Consider the following 14,927-nt stretch of genomic DNA (forward strand, 5'->3'; position numbering starts at 1 on the left):
CCGTCAATCGTGACTAGATATGAATATGTTCAGTAGATATCGATGTAGTCAGACGACGGCGTTGGCCAATTCTGCTTGAGCGCGTTGAAAATCTGCATCACCCAGACTTCATCGTTCGCGGCCACGTTACCCACATAACCGGAACCCTTTGCCCAGGTCTCCAGGCGAAACAGCAAACCACCTATATCAGCGCCCCCGACCACGCCTGAAGAAATGTAGGCGATACCCGCCTTGCTGACCCGCAGCTGGGTGTGCTCATCGTCACTGGCGCTGGCCAGCAGTTGGCGCACAGCGGCCAGCGTAAGACTCTCGGGGTTATTCAAATCGATCTGCACGCAGTGTTTCCCGGCCAATAAACAGGCGGACAGTGTCGCACACCCCCTTCCTCATGCCTAAGTAGCAGTGCCAACTTGCGCGCAAAATGGTTAACTGCGCCCGCTGCAGCCACACGCCAGCGCATTGCCCAGCACCTACAGACCGCGAGATTTCCCATGACCACCGTAACGCTCCAAGCCGATATCAAAGCCAAATGGCCCCAAGGGCAAAGCTCCTACAGCCCCGGGAGTCCGGAGGAATTGGCGATCATCGGTATCGACCTGCTGGTCAAGGAGCTCGGCACCAAGGGCGCGCAAGCATTCATCAGCCAGGTATTCGAGAAATACCCTGCCGACCACATGGGCGCACCCGAGCGCGAATAAGAACCGGCCGGCGAACGCCGACCGGTAAGGGGTTTACTTCAAACGCGCCAGGCGCTCGGTCAGCAGATCGAAGAAGCCCTGGGCGTCGCCGTTTTCGACCCAGAACGCATTCTTGTCCTGCTTCAGGCCGTCGTACCAATCGACAATGGTCTGACCGAAGGTCGGGCCTTCCCGGCTGTCGACGACCACATTTACCTGGCGACCGCTGAACAGCGACGGCTTGAGCAGGTAGGCGACCACCGTGGCGTCATGCACCGGCCCGCCAGGAATGCCGTAGTGTTCCATATCGCCTTTGACGTATTCGTTAAGAATATTGCTCACAACCTTGCTTGCGTTGTTGTTCAGGTCGGCAATTTTCTTCAGGCGAGCCTCGCTGGTCAGCACCTTATGGGTCACGTCCAACGGCAGATAGGTCAACTTCACGCCGCTTTTAAGCACGATCTCAGCGGCCACCGGGTCGGCGAACAGGTTGAATTCGGCCACCGGCGTGATATTGCCGCCATTGAAGTGCGCACCGCCCATCACCACCACTTCCTTGATGCCCTGGGTGATTTCTGGTGCCTGGGTTAATGCCAGGGCCAGGTTGGTCTGCGGGCCGAGCATGGCAATAGTGATGCTGTGGGGCTTGGCGGCCGTCAGGGTCTTGATCAGGTAATCCACGGCGTTGCCGTCCGCCAGGCCTTGTTTCGGCTCGTGCACGGTGACGCCGGAAATCCCTTCCTTGCCATGGATATTCTCGGCATAGATCGGCTTGCGCAGCAGCGGTGCCGGAGCCCCCGCGTATACCGGGATGTCCTCGCGCCCTGCCCACTCGCGCGCCAGGCGCGCATTGCGCGAGGTTTTGTCCAGGCGCACGTTGCCGGCCACGGTCGTCAGCGCGCGGATGCTCAGCTCTTCCGGCGACGCCATGGCGAACAGCAAGGCAACCACGTCATCGGCACCTGGGTCGGTATCGATGATCAGGTCGATTTTTTCTGCCGCCTGGGCGCTTGCAGCTGTGAGTGCGGACAAAAGCAGAACACTCCGAAACAGGTTTTTCAGGGATGGAAGACCACGTTGCATAAAACACTCCTTGTCGTAGGGGGACTCTAGAAGGTTACGCCGGAGACCAGCGCGATATTGCAGTACGGTTGACATTCGCCGGTGCGCACCACGGCGCGCGCCTTGCCACTCAGTTGCTTGAACGCGTCATGGCTGAGCAGGCGTCGTTCGCCCAGCGCAGCCTGTGCGGTCAGCGCATTGAGCTCGGTCAGCGCCGGCGGCTGCTTGAGCAGGATTTCTTCAGCCAGCACGTGGCTTTCCACCTGCATTTCGCTGAGCACAACGCGCAGGGTGCTGATGAAATCCGGGATGCCCTGGGTCAGTGCCAGGTCGATCAACTCGACGCCAGGTGGCACCGGCAGGCCGGCATCACCTATGACCAGGATGTCGCCGTGCCCCAGTGACGCGATCACGCGCGACAGGGCGATATTGAGCAGAGGGGTCTTTTTCATGAGGGCACAAAACCTTGTACGTCGTGCAGGGTAGGAATAGAAGGTTGGGCGCCGGCACGGGTCACCGACAACGCTGCCGCAACCTGGCCAAACCGGATCGCCTCGGCTTCGCTCTTGCCTGCGGCCAATGCCGCAGCAAAGCCACCTACGAAGGTATCGCCGGCAGCCGTGGTGTCCACCGCCGTGACCTTGGGCGCGACCAAGTGTTCGAAGCTGTTGCCATCGGCAAACAGTGCGCCCTGGGCGCCCAGGGTGATGATGACTTTAGCGGCGCCGGCCTTGATCAGCGCGGTAGCCGCGAGCTTGGCGCTGTCGAGCGAATCGACCGTCACGCCGCTCAAGGCGCTGGCTTCACTTTCGTTGGGGATCAGGTAGTCAATCGAGGCATACCACTCGGCCGGCAAGGGCCCACTGGCCGGCGCCGGGTTGAGGATCACCGTCTTGCCCAGCTCGCGGCCGCGCTTGAGCGTATGCCCGACGGTTTCCATCGGTACTTCAAGCTGGCAGATGATCACGTCGGCGGCCTGCAGCACCGCGTCGCAGGCCGTCATCGAGTCGGGCGTCAACTCACCGTTACTGCCCGCCACAATCACAATCGCGTTCTGGCTGCTGTCATCTACCACGATCAGCGCGACACCACTGGAGCCTTCCACGGTGCTGACGGCCTGACAATCGATACCTTCGATCACCAGCGCATCACGCAGTTGGCCGCCGTAGGCATCGGTGCCGACGCAACCGATCATCGCCACATTCGCCCCCAGGCGCGCCAAGGCCACGGCCTGGTTGGCGCCCTTGCCACCGGGTACGGTGGAAAACGTCTGGCCGATCAGTGTTTCACCGGCACGCGGCAAGCGACTGGCGCGGGTGACCAGGTCCATGTTCAAGCTGCCTACTACCACTACTTTTGCTGGCATACATCAGTACTCATCAATTCTGGTTCAGCGGTATTGGGCGAACACACCGGCCAACGGCGCCGTCGACTCACGCAAGACAATACTCGGCGTCACGATGCGTTGATCGATCGGGCGTTGGGGTGTCGCTATACGTCGCAATAATAATTCAGCCGCTGTCTCGCCCAGTTGCAGGATCGACTGCCCGACCGTGGTCAGCGCCGGATAAACATACCGGCCCATTTGAATGTCATCGAAACCAATCACCGACAGCTCGCCCGGCACGCGGATATTCTGCTCTGCCGCAGCGCGCAACACGCCGAAGCCGATCATGTCGTTGCAGGCAAAAATCGCACTGGGGGGCTGCTGCGCAAGCAATTGCACTGCGGCGGCATAACCACCGGTGCTGGTAAAATCACTTTCCCGGATGCGCTCAGCCGCTATTTCAACCCCCGCTTCGCGCAACGCACGCCAATACCCTGCCAGACGCATTTGCGCCACGCGAGTATGGGCCGGGCCGGCGATGCAGGCGATGTCGCGATGGCCCAATTCAAGCAAGTGCCGGGTCGCCAGGTAAGCCCCCTCTTCATGATCGATGCGCACCAGGTCGACGTCGATACCGTCCAGTGCCCGGTCGACTATCACCATGGGCGTGCGCACCGCACTCAAGCCAGCGGCGAGGCCACTGTCATCGCCGCCCACCGAGGTTACGATCAAGCCGTCGACGCGTTTCTCCAGCAGCACGCGCAAATAGCTGCGCTGCTTTTCGGCGTTGTCGTCGGAGTTGCAGAGAATCACGCAGTAGCCGTTGCGCTCGCAATAGTCCTCAATGCCCCGGGCCAGTTCGGCGAAATACGGGTTGAGGCTGTTGGGCACCAGCAGCCCGATCGTCGCCGTGGTCTTGGCCTTGAGTGAGCGCGCGACCGCACTCGGCACGTAGTCCAACTGCTTGATCGCCGCCTCGACCTTGATGCGCACCGGCTCGCTGACCGGGCGCGTTTTGTTCACCACATGGGACACCGTGGTGTAGGAAATCCCCGCCAGCGCTGCCACATCCTTGATCGTTGCCATGGTTCAGCCCCGCCGACTGGCGCGCTGGCTGCGGTAAGTATCAAGGACCACGGCGATCACGATCACCGCACCGGTAATGATGCGTTTGGTCGGTTCTGTCGCGCCGATCTGTGCCAGGCCCGCAGCCAATACCGAAATAATCAGCACACCAAAAAAGGTACTGATGACCGAACCGCGCCCGCCCATCAGGCTGGTACCGCCGATCACCACAGCAGCGATCACTTGCAGTTCCAGGCCCGAGCCGGCATTCGGATCCGCCGCTTCCAGACGCGAAATCTGGAACAGCGCGGCCACGCCGGCCAACAGACCCATCAGGCTGAACACCAGGATCTTGTAGGGCTTGGGGTTGATGCCGGCCAGTCGCACCGCTTCTTCATTGGTGCCGATACCGATCAGGTAGCGACCAAACACGGTGCGGGTCAGCACCAACTGGGCGGCGATGATCACCAGCAACGCAATGATGAACGACGGCGAGATCCCGAACGCAATCGGGTTGGACAGCCAGGCAAACGAGTCACCGATATACGCGGTGCGCGAGCCGGTCATCTGGTATGCCACGCCCCGGGCCATCTCCAGCACGCCGAGGGACACGATAAAGGACGGGATCCGCCAGGCCACGGTGATGGAACCGGTGAGTGTGCCGGCCAATGCGGCGCAGCCCATGCCCAGCACGGCGGCCGGCAATACGCTCCAGCCCCAGCTCAGAATTGCCACGCTGACCGCCGACGCCGCCAACGCCAGTACCGAGCCCACCGACAGGTCGATGCCACCGATGATCAGGATGAAGGTCATGCCCACCGCCAGCACCATCAGGTCCGGAATCTGGTTGGCCAGGGTGCTGAACGTGTCGTAGGACAGGAAGTGATCGCTGAGCACCGAGAACAGCGCAATCATCGCCAGCAGCGCACCTGCCAGCCCCAGGTAGGTACCCAGGCCGTAGAAGTTGCCGCCAGTCTTACCGGGGGAAGTGGTTGTTTTCATGGGGTATTCCTAGGCGCTGCATCGTTGAGCAGCGCATCACGTTTCTGATAGCCGGCAAAGGCGGCGGCGAGCAATTCGTCCTGGGTCCAGCTGTCGCGCTCGAAGGTCTCGATCAGGCGCCCGGCGGACAATACGCCGATGCGGTCACAGATCAGCATCAGCTCGCGCAGGTCACTGGAGACCACGACCAGCGCTTTGCCCTGGCGCGTCAACTCGCCGAGCAAGGCGTAAATGTCGAACTTGGCACCGACGTCGATGCCTCGGGTGGGCTCATCGAACAGCATCACCGAACAATCACGCTCCAGCCAGCGGCCAATCACCACCTTCTGCTGGTTACCGCCCGACAGTTCGGAAACCAACTGCGCCGGGCTGGAACTGCGGATACGCATGGCGTCGATCTGGCGCTTGGCCAGGGCGGTTTCATCGCGGCTGTTCACCAGCCCGCCAGCGGAGATTTCCGGCATGTTGCCCAGAGCGATGTTGGCGCTGATCGACTGGGTCAGCAGCAGGCCTTCACCCTTGCGATCCTCGGTGATCAGGGCAATGCCATGACCGACCGCATCGACCGGTGAGCGAATGCTCACTACATTGGCCTGCGGCCCCAGCGCCACGGTGCCGCTGTCGGCCGGGTCGGCGCCGAAAATCAGGCGCAGCAACTCGGTACGACCGGCGCCGATCAGGCCGGAAATACCGTAGATTTCACCGGCGCGCACCTGGAACGACACGTCACGGACCTTGTCCGAGCGCGTCAGGCCTGTGACCGTCAGGGCCGGTCCGCCGATAGTCCGCGGGCCCAGGTCGATATGCTCGCCCAACTCGCGCCCCACCATCAGCGTCACCAATTGTTCGCTGTTGTAATTGGCCATCGGCTCGACACACACCAGCTTGCCATCGCGCAATACCGCAATGCGCTGGGCCACACGGGCCAACTCTTCCAGCCGGTGCGAAATATAAATAATCGCCACGCCTCGGGCCTGCAGGCGAGTGATTTGTTCGAACAGCATCTCGACTTCACGGGCAGTGAGCATCGCCGTAGGTTCGTCGAGAATCAGTACGTGGCAGTCGCCGATCAGGTTGCGGGCAATCTCGACCATTTGTTGATGGCCGATGCCCAGGCTGCCGACCAGCGTGTCCGGGTCGATGGCGTCCAGGCCGACCTGGGCCATGGCTTCGGTCGCGGCTTTGCGCAGCTGTTTGCGGCTGATCCAGCCACCACGGCTGGGCAGGTTATGCAGGAACAGGTTTTCAGCCACCGTCAGCGTCGGCAGCAGGTTGAGTTCCTGCATGACCATGCGCACACCCAACGCTTCGGCCTGGGTGCGGCTGCCGGGGTGATAGGCCTGGCCATTGAACTGCATGTTCCCGGTGGTTGGCGTGACCAACCCGCCGATGATCTTCGACAAGGTGCTTTTGCCAGCGCCGTTTTCACCGGTCAGTGCCAGCACTTCACCGCGATTGAGCGTGAGCGTGATGTCGGACAGAACCGGTTGGGCATAGGTCTTACCGATACCGCTGACCGAGAGGACAGCGTTCGGGGCGGAAGATGACATAGGAAAATCTCCAGGCGCCCGCTCAGGACGAGCGGGCGCTGTTGGCTACTGCCGGGATTACTTCTTGAGGACGAGCTCGACCGGGGTTTCGATCACACCGTCGGTGGCGTCGACCTTCTCGCCCTTGACCAGCTTGAGCGCGTTCTGGATGCCGAACACGGCTTGCTGGGCAGCGGCCTGGTCGGCGGTCGCCAGTACGCGACCGTCCTGCAGCATCGGCTTGATGGCTTCGATGTTGTCATAGCCCACCACCAGCACTTTACCGGCCTTGCCTGCCGCACGTACGGCGGAGACCGCACCCAGGGCCATGTTGTCGTTACCGGCCAGCAGTGCCTTGAGGTCCGGGTATTCGCTCAGCATCGCCGATGCGACTTTCTGGCCCTGGTCGATTTCCCAGTTACCGGATTGGGTGGAGACGATCTTCATGCCTGCAGCATCCATCGCATCCTTGAAGCCTGCGGTGCGCTGCTGGGCGTTGGTGGTGGTCGGTACGCCTTCGATGATACCGACCTTGTCGCCTGCGGCCAGTTGCTTGGCCAGGTAGTCACCCACCAGCTTGGAGCCTTTGCGGTTGTCCGGGCCGACGAAGGGAATATCGAGTTTTTTGCTTTTCAGCACGTCCGGGTCCAGACGGTTGTCGATGTTGACCACCTTGATGCCGGCATTCGAGGCTTTCTTCAGCACGGTGACCAGCGCTTTGGAGTCGGCGGGAGCAATGACAATGGCGTTGACCTTGGCCAGAATCATCTGGTTGACGATATCGATCTGCGCGCTGGTGTCGGTTTCGTTCTTGATGCCGTTGGTGATCATGTCGAAGTCGGCGGCGTGGGATTTCTGGTAATCCTTGGCGCCCTCTTGCATGGTCACGAAAAATTCGTTGGCAAGGGACTTCATCACCAGGCCAACCTTGGGTTTGGCGGCGGCGTCGTCAGCGAAAGCAGAAGAGAGAGGCAGGGCAGCGGATGCGGCGGCAAGCACAGCGACAGCGAGAAGACGTCCTGCAAATGGCAGCTTCATGGGTGTACTCCGATCTTATGATTATTGTGAGCAACGCTCGCGTCGAAGAAACATCTCGCAAACGTTTGCGTTGTCAGAACTATGAGAACCTTGTAGAGATTTGTCAACGGCAGTCGTTCACCTTTCCTCCTGAACCCACCCTGCCCTTTTCCTGTGAGTTGAAAAGACAGGCGCAACGACGATCTCATACATGACCTGCGCCAATCCGAGCTGGCTTTCGGACAACCGAACAGCGAAGCGCCTTCCGTTCGGAAAGCCGGACGGCGTCGCGTCAGCCCAGACTGAAAGCCCCGTTTAAATTGTTTTAAATCAATAGTTTATTTTATCTCCCCGAGCATGATTGGCTTGGTACAAATCCTGCTCTTTCTCAGCACCTCGAGGCGTTCAGAGTCGCCCGGGTGTTCTGGATGAACCTGCTACCGCACTCATCAAAAACCAGAGAGAAAAATAATGAAATCTGCATTGAAGACCTTTGTTCCTGGGGCGCTGGCCCTCCTGCTGTTGTTCCCCGTTGCCGCTCAGGCAAAAGAAGTCGACACCAAGACCAAGCTTTCCGACGTGGTGATCCTCGCCACTGGCGGCACCATTGCCGGGGCTGGCGCCAGTGCGGCCAACAGCGCCACTTACCAGGCCGCCAAAGTCGGCATCGAACAATTGATCGCGGGTGTTCCTGAGCTTAGCCAGATCGCCAATGTACGCGGCGAACAAGTGATGCAAATTGCTTCGGAAAGCATCAACAACGACAACCTGCTGCAACTGGGTCGCCGCGTCGCCGAATTGGCTGACGACAAGGATGTGGATGGCATCGTGATCACCCACGGTACCGACACCCTTGAAGAAACCGCCTACTTCCTCAACCTGGTTGAAAAAACCGACAAGCCTATCGTCGTAGTCGGTTCCATGCGCCCTGGTACCGCCATGTCGGCAGACGGCATGCTCAACCTGTACAACGCCGTTGCCGTCGCAGGCAGCAAGGACGCACGGGGCAAAGGCGTGCTGGTGACCATGAACGACGAGATCCAGTCGGGTCGCGACGTGAGCAAGATGATCAATATCAAGACCGAGGCTTTCAAGAGCCCATGGGGCCCGCTGGGCATGGTCGTTGAAGGCAAATCCTACTGGTTCCGCCTGCCGGCCAAGCGTCACACCATGGATTCGGAATTCGACATCAAGACCATCAAGAGCCTGCCCGACGTCGAAATTGCCTACGGCTACGGCAACGTGAGCGACACTGCCTACAAGGCCCTGGCCCAAGCCGGCGCCAAGGCGATCATCCATGCCGGCACCGGCAATGGTTCGGTCTCGTCCAAGGTCGTTCCCGCGCTGGTGGAATTGCGCAAGCAAGGCGTGCAGATCATTCGCTCTTCCCACGTCAACGCTGGCGGCATGGTGCTGCGTAACGCCGAGCAACCCGACGACAAATACGACTGGGTCGCCGCCCTTGACCTGAACCCGCAGAAAGCGCGCATTCTCGCGATGGTCGCCCTGACCAAGACACAGGACAGCAAAGAGCTGCAACGGATGTTCTGGGAGTATTGATTCCAGGCTTTATCTGTAGGAGCGAGTTCGCTCCTACAGTTCCTCGCAAAAAATCCCAGCAAATTTCCAAATTCGCTGTCAGACGGAGTTCTTTGAATTTAAGCAGTTGCGAAATTACCTACAGTTAAATACTGTATGTGCGTACAGCTTACTAAGGAATAATCCGTGGCAAAGCCCTCCTCCGCAGCACCCGCACCGCCAGATGCCTACCAGCGCCTGGCTATTCGCGTCCAAAAAATCATCAATTCGACCAACGCGCAGAAGGCCAAGGCGGCGCTGATCTTCCGCCTGCCGGATGAGCCCGAGGACGAATGGGCGCGCCTGCTTGAAGAGATTGCGGAAAACGACAACGTCACCCTCGCCTACAGGGATGACGGCGGCGTGCAGATTTTCTGGGTTGTGCCGAAGGAAGATTGATTGAATGAGTGTCCGTTTTTTTGCTGTGTGCTGCCTGTTGTTTGCTGTCACCGCCAACGCCCAAGCCCCCCGCACTTTCAGTGAAGCCAAAAAAATCGCCTGGAAGCTCTACGCTCCGCAGTCCACCGAGTTCTACTGCGGCTGCAAATACACCGGTAACCGTATAGACCTGAAAGCCTGTGGCTACATCCCGCGCAAGAACGCCAACCGCGCCGCACGCATCGAGTGGGAACACATCGTGCCCGCCTGGCAGATCGGCCATCAACGTCAGTGCTGGCAAAATGGCGGGCGTAAAAACTGCACGCGCCATGACGACGTGTTCAAGCGCGCCGAAGCGGACCTGCATAACCTGGTGCCGAGCATCGGCGAGGTGAATGGCGACCGGAACAACTTCAGCTTCGGCTGGCTGCCGGTGCAAAGAGGGCAATACGGTTCATGCCTGACGCAAGTGGACTTCAAGGCCAAGAAGGTCATGCCGCGTCCGTCCATCCGCGGAATGATCGCGCGCACCTATTTTTATATGAGCAAGCAATACGGCCTGCGCCTGTCGAAACAGGATCGCCAGCTGTATGAAGCCTGGAACAAGACCTACCCGGTGCAAGCCTGGGAGCGCCAGCGCAACCAGACGGTGGGCTGTGTGATGGGCCGTGGCAACGAGTTCGTCGGCCCGGTGAACCTGAAGGCCTGTGGCTGAAGGTGGGCGCAAACCCGCCCACCCGGCTTGTTACTGGGTGACCTTGTGTTCGATGACCTCTGACACGGTGTCGTTTTTCTTGGCCCGCGCCATCTTTTCATTGAGCAGGGTCTGCTTGGCCTCAGCCTCGGCCTTGCTCGCAAACGGGCCCAGCAGGACCTGATCCTTGCCGTCGACCTTGACGATATAAAAATTGAAACCATGCTCCAGCAACCAGGCGGTCAGGTCCGTGATCGCCTGCAGCTTGTGATCCGGCGGGCCCACCCATACATCCCATTCTTGAGCGGCAATCGCACCGGTTTGTGGCTGGCTTTGGGTCACGACAGGCTTGGCCTTGGGCGCATCGACAGGTTTACCTTCGCCGCATCCGGCCAACGCCAACACCGCAATTGCCATCGCTACTTTACGCACTGCCCTGCTCCTTTGAAGATAAAGAGGCGACTTTACCATTCACTGTCTATTCTGGCCGTCATAAACATTGGCTTAAACAATGCGAATGATGTATCGCGACCTGTATGATGCCGCCATGGGAATTAATGTCGCCTCTATGCGTCCTAAAAGAGGCAGTCACAGGGAAGCGCTTCGCAGTAAGCTACGCACATCCGACACCTGCCCTGTCTGAACATGTGTCCTTAAAAGTAATCAAGGAGAAGTCCATGCTTATACTCACCCGCAAAGTTGGTGAAAGCATAAACATCGGTGATGACATTACGATCACCATCCTGGGCGTTAGCGGCCAGCAAGTACGAATCGGCATCAACGCCCCCAAGGATGTTGCCGTGCACCGCGAGGAAATTTATCAGCGCATCCAGGCCGGCCTCACTGCGCCGGACAAAAACCAGACGCCTTGAAGCACCTCCAGTAGCCAGCCTTTTGCTTCACCGTAACGGCTGGCGAAAACCTGATTGACCCGTCCGCTTTTTTTCATCCGAGCTGTGCGCCTCGTACACAGGCCTGCGCTGCAAGATGAAACTGCCATGATCCCCGGAACTTGTTGCATCATTTGCAGCCAAATCCCACGTCATCCTGCGGTCCGAGTGCATTTCAGGAGCACGTCGATGAGGCCAACCGTTACACAGCCCATGGTTACCCTGTCCTGGACGATCACCTTGCTGATAGGGCTGGTCTTTCTGGCGCTCGGGTATGGCCTGCGTTTGGAAGCCGAGGCGGCCGTCGACGCCGCAGACCATTCCTGGCTGGACCTCGCCTTACTCTTGTGCGCCTACCTGTTTGCGTTCTGTCTCAAGCCGATTCAGAAGACTATTTTGCGTAAGCTGTGCCAGCGCGAGGCGCATCGCGCCCATCAAAAAACCGCACGCTGACTGTCTATCTTTTCTCGCAGCGTCAGCAGGCCATCCGCTTCTCGCACCACTTGCAACCCCTCATATCCCTCGATACAGGCATGTTCAGTCGCCATGGGCGCCAGGTGCGTCGAGGTCACGACCATCACGTCCGCTCCCGCCGCTTCTGCTGCTCGAATGCCTACTGTCGCATCCTCGAACACCAGGCAATCCTGCACCGGCACGCCCAGGCGCTGGGCGCCAAGCACGTAACACGCAGGATCCGGCTTGCCGCTGGCGACATCTTCGGCCGTCACCATTACCGCCGGCATGGGAATACCGGCCGCTTGCATTCGGCGCAACGCCAGTGCCTTGGGCGCAGACGTGACGAGTGCCCACTGATCGGCCGGCAAGCGGTTCAGGAACGCGACCGCACCGGCAAGCGCCACGACACCCTCGACGTCGCTCAATTCAGCCTCGGTAATCCACGCCGCCTCCGCCTCGGGATCCACACCCGGCAACGCCTGACGCGTGATCGTATCAATCGCGCGGGCGCCATGAATGGTCGTCAGGAAAGCCTGCACATCCAGCCCATGGCGTTCAGCCCAGCGGCTCCATACACGCTCGGCAGCGGCGATGGAGTTGAGCAGGGTGCCGTCCATATCGAACAGGAAGGCACGGTAACGCTGACTGAATACGGCTGGATTTCGACTGGACACTACGCGGCTTCTCCATGGGTTCAAGCAATGATCGACCCACGCAATCTACGGTTCACCTCGGCACTTGTAAACGCTGCGAGGCGCCAGCGTTAAACGTTGAATGACGAACTTGTCATCATCCTGTTGGTTAGCTGTTCGGGTCGCCTGGTTACTGTGAACTCACTGCCAACCCCGGCAGCCACTTTAAACAGAGATCTCGCCATGAAACGCTTTGCCCTCGCCTTTGCTGCGTTGCTCGCCACCGGCTCGGTATTCGCTGCCGACACCGCTTCAACCGCGCCCGTGATCCATGATCAGACCGGCTTCTTCGTTCACCTGGACGTCGCCAAGGTGCTGTCCAGTACCGACTCCTACGGCCAATGCGGTATCGTCCCGGCACAACTGCGCTACCTGGACCACCAGGACCGTGAGCATGTGCTGGACTACCGCGTGCAGGGCACCGGTTGCGCCAGTGACAATTGATCAGGCTAAACTTGCGCAACCCATCGAACCAGGGCTTTTCCCATGAACATCCTCGTAGTCGAAGACGAACCCAAGGCCGGCAATTACCTGCTCAATGGCCTGCAGGAGTTGGGTTACAGCGTGAGCCTGGCCCGCGATGGCGTGGACGGTTTGCACCAGGCCCTGGAAACGCCGTTCGACGTGATCGTGCTCGACGTGATGATGCCGAAGATGGATGGCTGGGAAGTGCTGCGCCGCCTGCGCAAGGAAGCCGACACGCCGGTACTGTTTCTCACCGCCCGCGATGACATCGCCGACCGCATCAAAGGCCTGGAACTGGGCGCCGACGACTACCTGATCAAGCCCTTCTCCTTCGCCGAGCTGGTCGCACGCCTGCGCACCCTGACCCGACGTGGCCCGACGCGAGAAGAAGAACACCTGCACATCGCCGACCTGCAAATCGATGTGCTCAAGCGCCGCGTCACCCGCGCCGGCACGCGCATCACCCTGACCAATAAAGAGTTCGCCCTGCTGCACCTGTTCGCCACTCACCAGGACCAGGTGCTGTCACGCTCGCTGATTGCCTCGCGGGTATGGGACATGAATTTTGACAGTGACACCAATGTGGTCGACGTGGCCGTGCGGCGCCTGCGCTTGAAAATCGACGACCCGTTCCAACTCAAGTTGATCCACAGCGTGCGGGGCATCGGCTACCGCTTCGATACCCAGCCATGAGCCGCGCTCGCCATTACTCGCTGACCCTGCGCCTGGCGCTGATCTTCGCCTTGCTCGCCTTCGCCTTGCTGGCCACCTTGGGCGTGGCCCTGTACCGCGAGCTGGAACGCGAACTGGTGCGCCGCGACGACACCGCGCTGATATCCCGGGTGGATCAGTTGCGCAACCTGCTTAACGACAGCAATACCCTGGGCCTGATCCAGACAAAGCCCGAGTTGTTCCAGAACATGCTGGGCAACCGCGAATCCGTATTGAGCATCGGCGCCCCCGGCCAACAACCGTTGCTGTTGGTGAACCCGGCGAATATCGAGCTGCCTCCGGTCAAACCGGTGCCCAGGGATCACGTACTGGCGCTGAGCGATGTGCAACATCTGCCGGGGCTTAACGGCATTCCTTTTTCAACCGTGGCCGCGACCATCGACTCCGGCGATCTGGGCAGCCTGCAAGTCACCAGCGGCCGCCTGATGACCGAGCGCACCGCCGTACTCGCCAGCTATCGGTTGAGCGTGTATATCCTGGCGAGCATCGCTGCGATCATCCTCGCATTGGCCGGTTACCTGCTGGTGCATCGCGGCTTGCTGCCCTTGCGCCGCCTCGCCCGCCACGCGCAAGGGATCGGCGTCGGCAACCTGGCCGAGCGCCTCGACGGCCAGGGCGCACCCAAAGAATTGCTGCCGATGATCGAGTCGTTCAATACCATGCTTGAACGCTTGTCCAAGGGCTTTGTGCAATTGGGCCAGGTGTCCACCGACATGGCGCATGAACTGCGCACGCCGATCAATAATCTGCTCGGCGAAACCCAGGTTGCCCTGCAACAGCTGCGCAGTATTGAAAGCTACCAGCAGCTGCTGGCCTCCAATGTCGAAGAACTCGAACGCCTGGCGCGGATGCTCGACAACATGCTGTTTCTGGCGCGCACCGACCCCGCCAGCGCGTTGCGCCAACGCCAGGCACTGGACGCTGCGGATGAAGTGGAACGCATCGCGGATTATTTCGAAGGGTTGGCCGCTGACGCGGGCATGCACATCGTGGTCGAGGGCGACGGCGTGATCTGGGCGGAGCCGATGCTCCTGCGGCGTGCCCTGGCCAACCTGTGCGCCAATGCCATCAAGTATGGCTCGCCGGGATCGGAGTTGCGCATCCAGGCTATTGCAAATGACGAGGGCGTCAACCTGAGGGTCAGTAACCAGGGTGAAACCATTCCCGCCGAGCACCTACCGCGGTTGTTCGAACGGTTTTACCGGGTGGATGAATCCCGCGAGCGGTCCTCCCAGTCCAATGGGCTGGGGCTGTCGATCGTGGCAACCATCATGCAATTGCACAACGGGCGGTATGGCGTCAGCAGTGAAGACGGCGTGACGCGGTTCGAGCTGTTTTTTCCCGCACGGGAAGCGTGAGGCAC

Annotated in this window: 19 protein-coding genes; 9 read left to right on the forward strand and 10 right to left on the reverse strand. The window is 60.1% G+C overall.

Annotation, left to right across the window (positions count from 1 at the left end):
* Positions 1 to 29: 29 nt before the first annotated feature.
* Positions 30 to 335, reverse strand: a complete 306-nt coding sequence (locus C4J92_RS17120) for a hypothetical protein (protein ID WP_124404693.1) — start codon at positions 333 to 335, stop codon at positions 30 to 32.
* Positions 336 to 491: 156 nt separating this feature from the next.
* Between C4J92_RS17120 and C4J92_RS17125 the strand changes: the two genes are divergently transcribed.
* The gene (locus C4J92_RS17125; RefSeq protein ID WP_124363573.1) at positions 492 to 698 is read left to right on the forward strand and encodes a hypothetical protein; all 207 of its coding nucleotides are present in this window, start codon (positions 492 to 494) and stop codon (positions 696 to 698) included.
* Between the two features lie 33 nt (positions 699 to 731).
* On the opposite strand, the gene C4J92_RS17130 is transcribed toward C4J92_RS17125, so the two are convergent.
* From C4J92_RS17130 to C4J92_RS17160, 7 genes are read right to left on the reverse strand one after another with little or no spacing between them, the layout of a single operon-like run.
* Positions 732 to 1,760 carry a nucleoside hydrolase gene (locus tag C4J92_RS17130; protein WP_124367647.1) on the reverse strand — a complete coding sequence of 343 codons (1,029 nt, stop codon included), beginning with the start codon at positions 1,758 to 1,760 and terminating at the stop codon, positions 732 to 734.
* A gap of 26 nt (positions 1,761 to 1,786) precedes the next feature.
* Complete coding sequence (gene rbsD / locus C4J92_RS17135; protein WP_124363575.1) at positions 1,787 to 2,191, reverse strand: D-ribose pyranase; 405 nt, start codon at positions 2,189 to 2,191, stop codon at positions 1,787 to 1,789.
* Positions 2,188 to 3,105 carry a ribokinase gene (rbsK, locus tag C4J92_RS17140; RefSeq protein WP_124404694.1) on the reverse strand — a complete coding sequence of 306 codons (918 nt, stop codon included), beginning with the start codon at positions 3,103 to 3,105 and terminating at the stop codon, positions 2,188 to 2,190. Before rbsK ends, rbsD begins: the two co-directional genes overlap by 4 nt.
* Before the next feature lie 24 nt (positions 3,106 to 3,129).
* Positions 3,130 to 4,152: a LacI family DNA-binding transcriptional regulator gene (locus C4J92_RS17145; RefSeq protein WP_124404695.1), complete on the reverse strand. Its 1,023-nt coding sequence runs from the start codon at positions 4,150 to 4,152 to the stop codon at positions 3,130 to 3,132.
* A 3-nt stretch (positions 4,153 to 4,155) separates the two neighbouring features.
* The gene (locus C4J92_RS17150; protein ID WP_003174987.1) at positions 4,156 to 5,133 is read right to left on the reverse strand and encodes an ABC transporter permease; all 978 of its coding nucleotides are present in this window, start codon (positions 5,131 to 5,133) and stop codon (positions 4,156 to 4,158) included.
* Entirely contained in the window at positions 5,130 to 6,683 is a 1,554-nt protein-coding gene (locus tag C4J92_RS17155) for a sugar ABC transporter ATP-binding protein (protein WP_124404696.1), read from the reverse strand. Before C4J92_RS17155 ends, C4J92_RS17150 begins: the two co-directional genes overlap by 4 nt.
* A gap of 57 nt (positions 6,684 to 6,740) precedes the next feature.
* On the reverse strand, positions 6,741 to 7,700 hold the full coding sequence (locus tag C4J92_RS17160) for a sugar ABC transporter substrate-binding protein (RefSeq protein WP_124404697.1): 960 nt from the start codon (positions 7,698 to 7,700) through the stop codon (positions 6,741 to 6,743).
* 450 nt (positions 7,701 to 8,150) lie between these two features.
* Here C4J92_RS17160 and C4J92_RS17165 point away from each other — a divergent pair, with 450 nt between their 5' ends.
* The 3 genes from C4J92_RS17165 (at position 8,151) to C4J92_RS17175 (ending at position 10,350) form a co-directional block, all read left to right on the forward strand.
* Positions 8,151 to 9,239, forward strand: a complete 1,089-nt coding sequence (locus C4J92_RS17165; RefSeq protein ID WP_124404698.1) for an asparaginase — start codon at positions 8,151 to 8,153, stop codon at positions 9,237 to 9,239.
* A 165-nt stretch (positions 9,240 to 9,404) separates the two neighbouring features.
* Positions 9,405 to 9,656 carry a DUF1654 domain-containing protein gene (locus tag C4J92_RS17170; RefSeq protein ID WP_124404699.1) on the forward strand — a complete coding sequence of 84 codons (252 nt, stop codon included), beginning with the start codon at positions 9,405 to 9,407 and terminating at the stop codon, positions 9,654 to 9,656.
* Between the two features lie 4 nt (positions 9,657 to 9,660).
* A complete protein-coding gene (locus C4J92_RS17175; protein WP_124404700.1) occupies positions 9,661 to 10,350 on the forward strand; it encodes an endonuclease in 690 nt (229 codons plus the stop codon).
* A gap of 30 nt (positions 10,351 to 10,380) precedes the next feature.
* Here C4J92_RS17175 and C4J92_RS17180 read toward each other — a convergent pair whose 3' ends face one another.
* Entirely contained in the window at positions 10,381 to 10,746 is a 366-nt protein-coding gene (locus C4J92_RS17180) for an SPOR domain-containing protein (RefSeq protein WP_124368997.1), read from the reverse strand.
* Between the two features lie 260 nt (positions 10,747 to 11,006).
* Between C4J92_RS17180 and csrA the strand changes: the two genes are divergently transcribed.
* The gene (gene csrA, locus C4J92_RS17185; protein WP_003192511.1) at positions 11,007 to 11,201 is read left to right on the forward strand and encodes a carbon storage regulator CsrA; all 195 of its coding nucleotides are present in this window, start codon (positions 11,007 to 11,009) and stop codon (positions 11,199 to 11,201) included.
* A gap of 207 nt (positions 11,202 to 11,408) precedes the next feature.
* Positions 11,409 to 11,672, forward strand: a complete 264-nt coding sequence (locus tag C4J92_RS17190) for a hypothetical protein (protein WP_124404701.1) — start codon at positions 11,409 to 11,411, stop codon at positions 11,670 to 11,672.
* Here C4J92_RS17190 and C4J92_RS17195 read toward each other — a convergent pair.
* Positions 11,654 to 12,349, reverse strand: coding sequence for an HAD family hydrolase (locus tag C4J92_RS17195; RefSeq protein WP_124405826.1), 696 nt, complete (start codon positions 12,347 to 12,349; stop codon positions 11,654 to 11,656). The two genes, C4J92_RS17190 and C4J92_RS17195, sit on opposite strands and share 19 nt — an antisense overlap.
* 201 nt (positions 12,350 to 12,550) lie before the next feature.
* Here C4J92_RS17195 and C4J92_RS17200 point away from each other — a divergent pair, with 201 nt between their 5' ends.
* From C4J92_RS17200 to C4J92_RS17210, 3 genes are read left to right on the forward strand one after another with little or no spacing between them, the layout of a single operon-like run.
* Positions 12,551 to 12,811, forward strand: a complete 261-nt coding sequence (locus C4J92_RS17200; RefSeq protein WP_124367656.1) for a DUF2790 domain-containing protein — start codon at positions 12,551 to 12,553, stop codon at positions 12,809 to 12,811.
* 42 nt (positions 12,812 to 12,853) lie between these two features.
* A complete protein-coding gene (locus C4J92_RS17205) occupies positions 12,854 to 13,525 on the forward strand; it encodes a heavy metal response regulator transcription factor (RefSeq protein ID WP_124367657.1) in 672 nt (223 codons plus the stop codon).
* The gene (locus C4J92_RS17210) at positions 13,522 to 14,922 is read left to right on the forward strand and encodes a heavy metal sensor histidine kinase (RefSeq protein ID WP_124404702.1); all 1,401 of its coding nucleotides are present in this window, start codon (positions 13,522 to 13,524) and stop codon (positions 14,920 to 14,922) included. The genes C4J92_RS17205 and C4J92_RS17210 overlap by 4 nt, the downstream gene beginning before the upstream one ends.
* The last annotated feature ends 5 nt before the right edge of the window (positions 14,923 to 14,927 follow it).

The sequence above is a fragment of the Pseudomonas sp. R3-18-08 genome (genome assembly GCF_003852065.1).
Taxonomy (GTDB): Bacteria; Pseudomonadota; Gammaproteobacteria; order Pseudomonadales; family Pseudomonadaceae; genus Aquipseudomonas.

Excerpts from the sequence above, each read along its gene's own strand:
- rbsD (WP_124363575.1), bottom strand. The coding sequence starts at position 2,191 with ATGAAAAAGACCCCTCTGCTCAATATCGCCCTGTCGCGCGTGATCGCG.
- C4J92_RS17125 (WP_124363573.1), top strand. The coding sequence starts at position 492 with ATGACCACCGTAACGCTCCAAGCCGATATCAAAGCCAAATGGCCCCAA.
- C4J92_RS17180 (WP_124368997.1), bottom strand. The coding sequence starts at position 10,746 with ATGGCAATTGCGGTGTTGGCGTTGGCCGGATGCGGCGAAGGTAAACCT.
- csrA (WP_003192511.1), top strand. The coding sequence starts at position 11,007 with ATGCTTATACTCACCCGCAAAGTTGGTGAAAGCATAAACATCGGTGAT.
- C4J92_RS17160 (WP_124404697.1), bottom strand. The coding sequence starts at position 7,700 with ATGAAGCTGCCATTTGCAGGACGTCTTCTCGCTGTCGCTGTGCTTGCC.
- C4J92_RS17150 (WP_003174987.1), bottom strand. The coding sequence starts at position 5,133 with ATGAAAACAACCACTTCCCCCGGTAAGACTGGCGGCAACTTCTACGGC.
- C4J92_RS17155 (WP_124404696.1), bottom strand. The coding sequence starts at position 6,683 with ATGTCATCTTCCGCCCCGAACGCTGTCCTCTCGGTCAGCGGTATCGGT.
- C4J92_RS17145 (WP_124404695.1), bottom strand. The coding sequence starts at position 4,152 with ATGGCAACGATCAAGGATGTGGCAGCGCTGGCGGGGATTTCCTACACC.
- C4J92_RS17205 (WP_124367657.1), top strand. The coding sequence starts at position 12,854 with ATGAACATCCTCGTAGTCGAAGACGAACCCAAGGCCGGCAATTACCTG.
- C4J92_RS17165 (WP_124404698.1), top strand. The coding sequence starts at position 8,151 with ATGAAATCTGCATTGAAGACCTTTGTTCCTGGGGCGCTGGCCCTCCTG.
- C4J92_RS17200 (WP_124367656.1), top strand. The coding sequence starts at position 12,551 with ATGAAACGCTTTGCCCTCGCCTTTGCTGCGTTGCTCGCCACCGGCTCG.
- C4J92_RS17210 (WP_124404702.1), top strand. The coding sequence starts at position 13,522 with ATGAGCCGCGCTCGCCATTACTCGCTGACCCTGCGCCTGGCGCTGATC.
- C4J92_RS17130 (WP_124367647.1), bottom strand. The coding sequence starts at position 1,760 with ATGCAACGTGGTCTTCCATCCCTGAAAAACCTGTTTCGGAGTGTTCTG.
- C4J92_RS17175 (WP_124404700.1), top strand. The coding sequence starts at position 9,661 with ATGAGTGTCCGTTTTTTTGCTGTGTGCTGCCTGTTGTTTGCTGTCACC.
- rbsK (WP_124404694.1), bottom strand. The coding sequence starts at position 3,105 with ATGCCAGCAAAAGTAGTGGTAGTAGGCAGCTTGAACATGGACCTGGTC.
- C4J92_RS17190 (WP_124404701.1), top strand. The coding sequence starts at position 11,409 with ATGAGGCCAACCGTTACACAGCCCATGGTTACCCTGTCCTGGACGATC.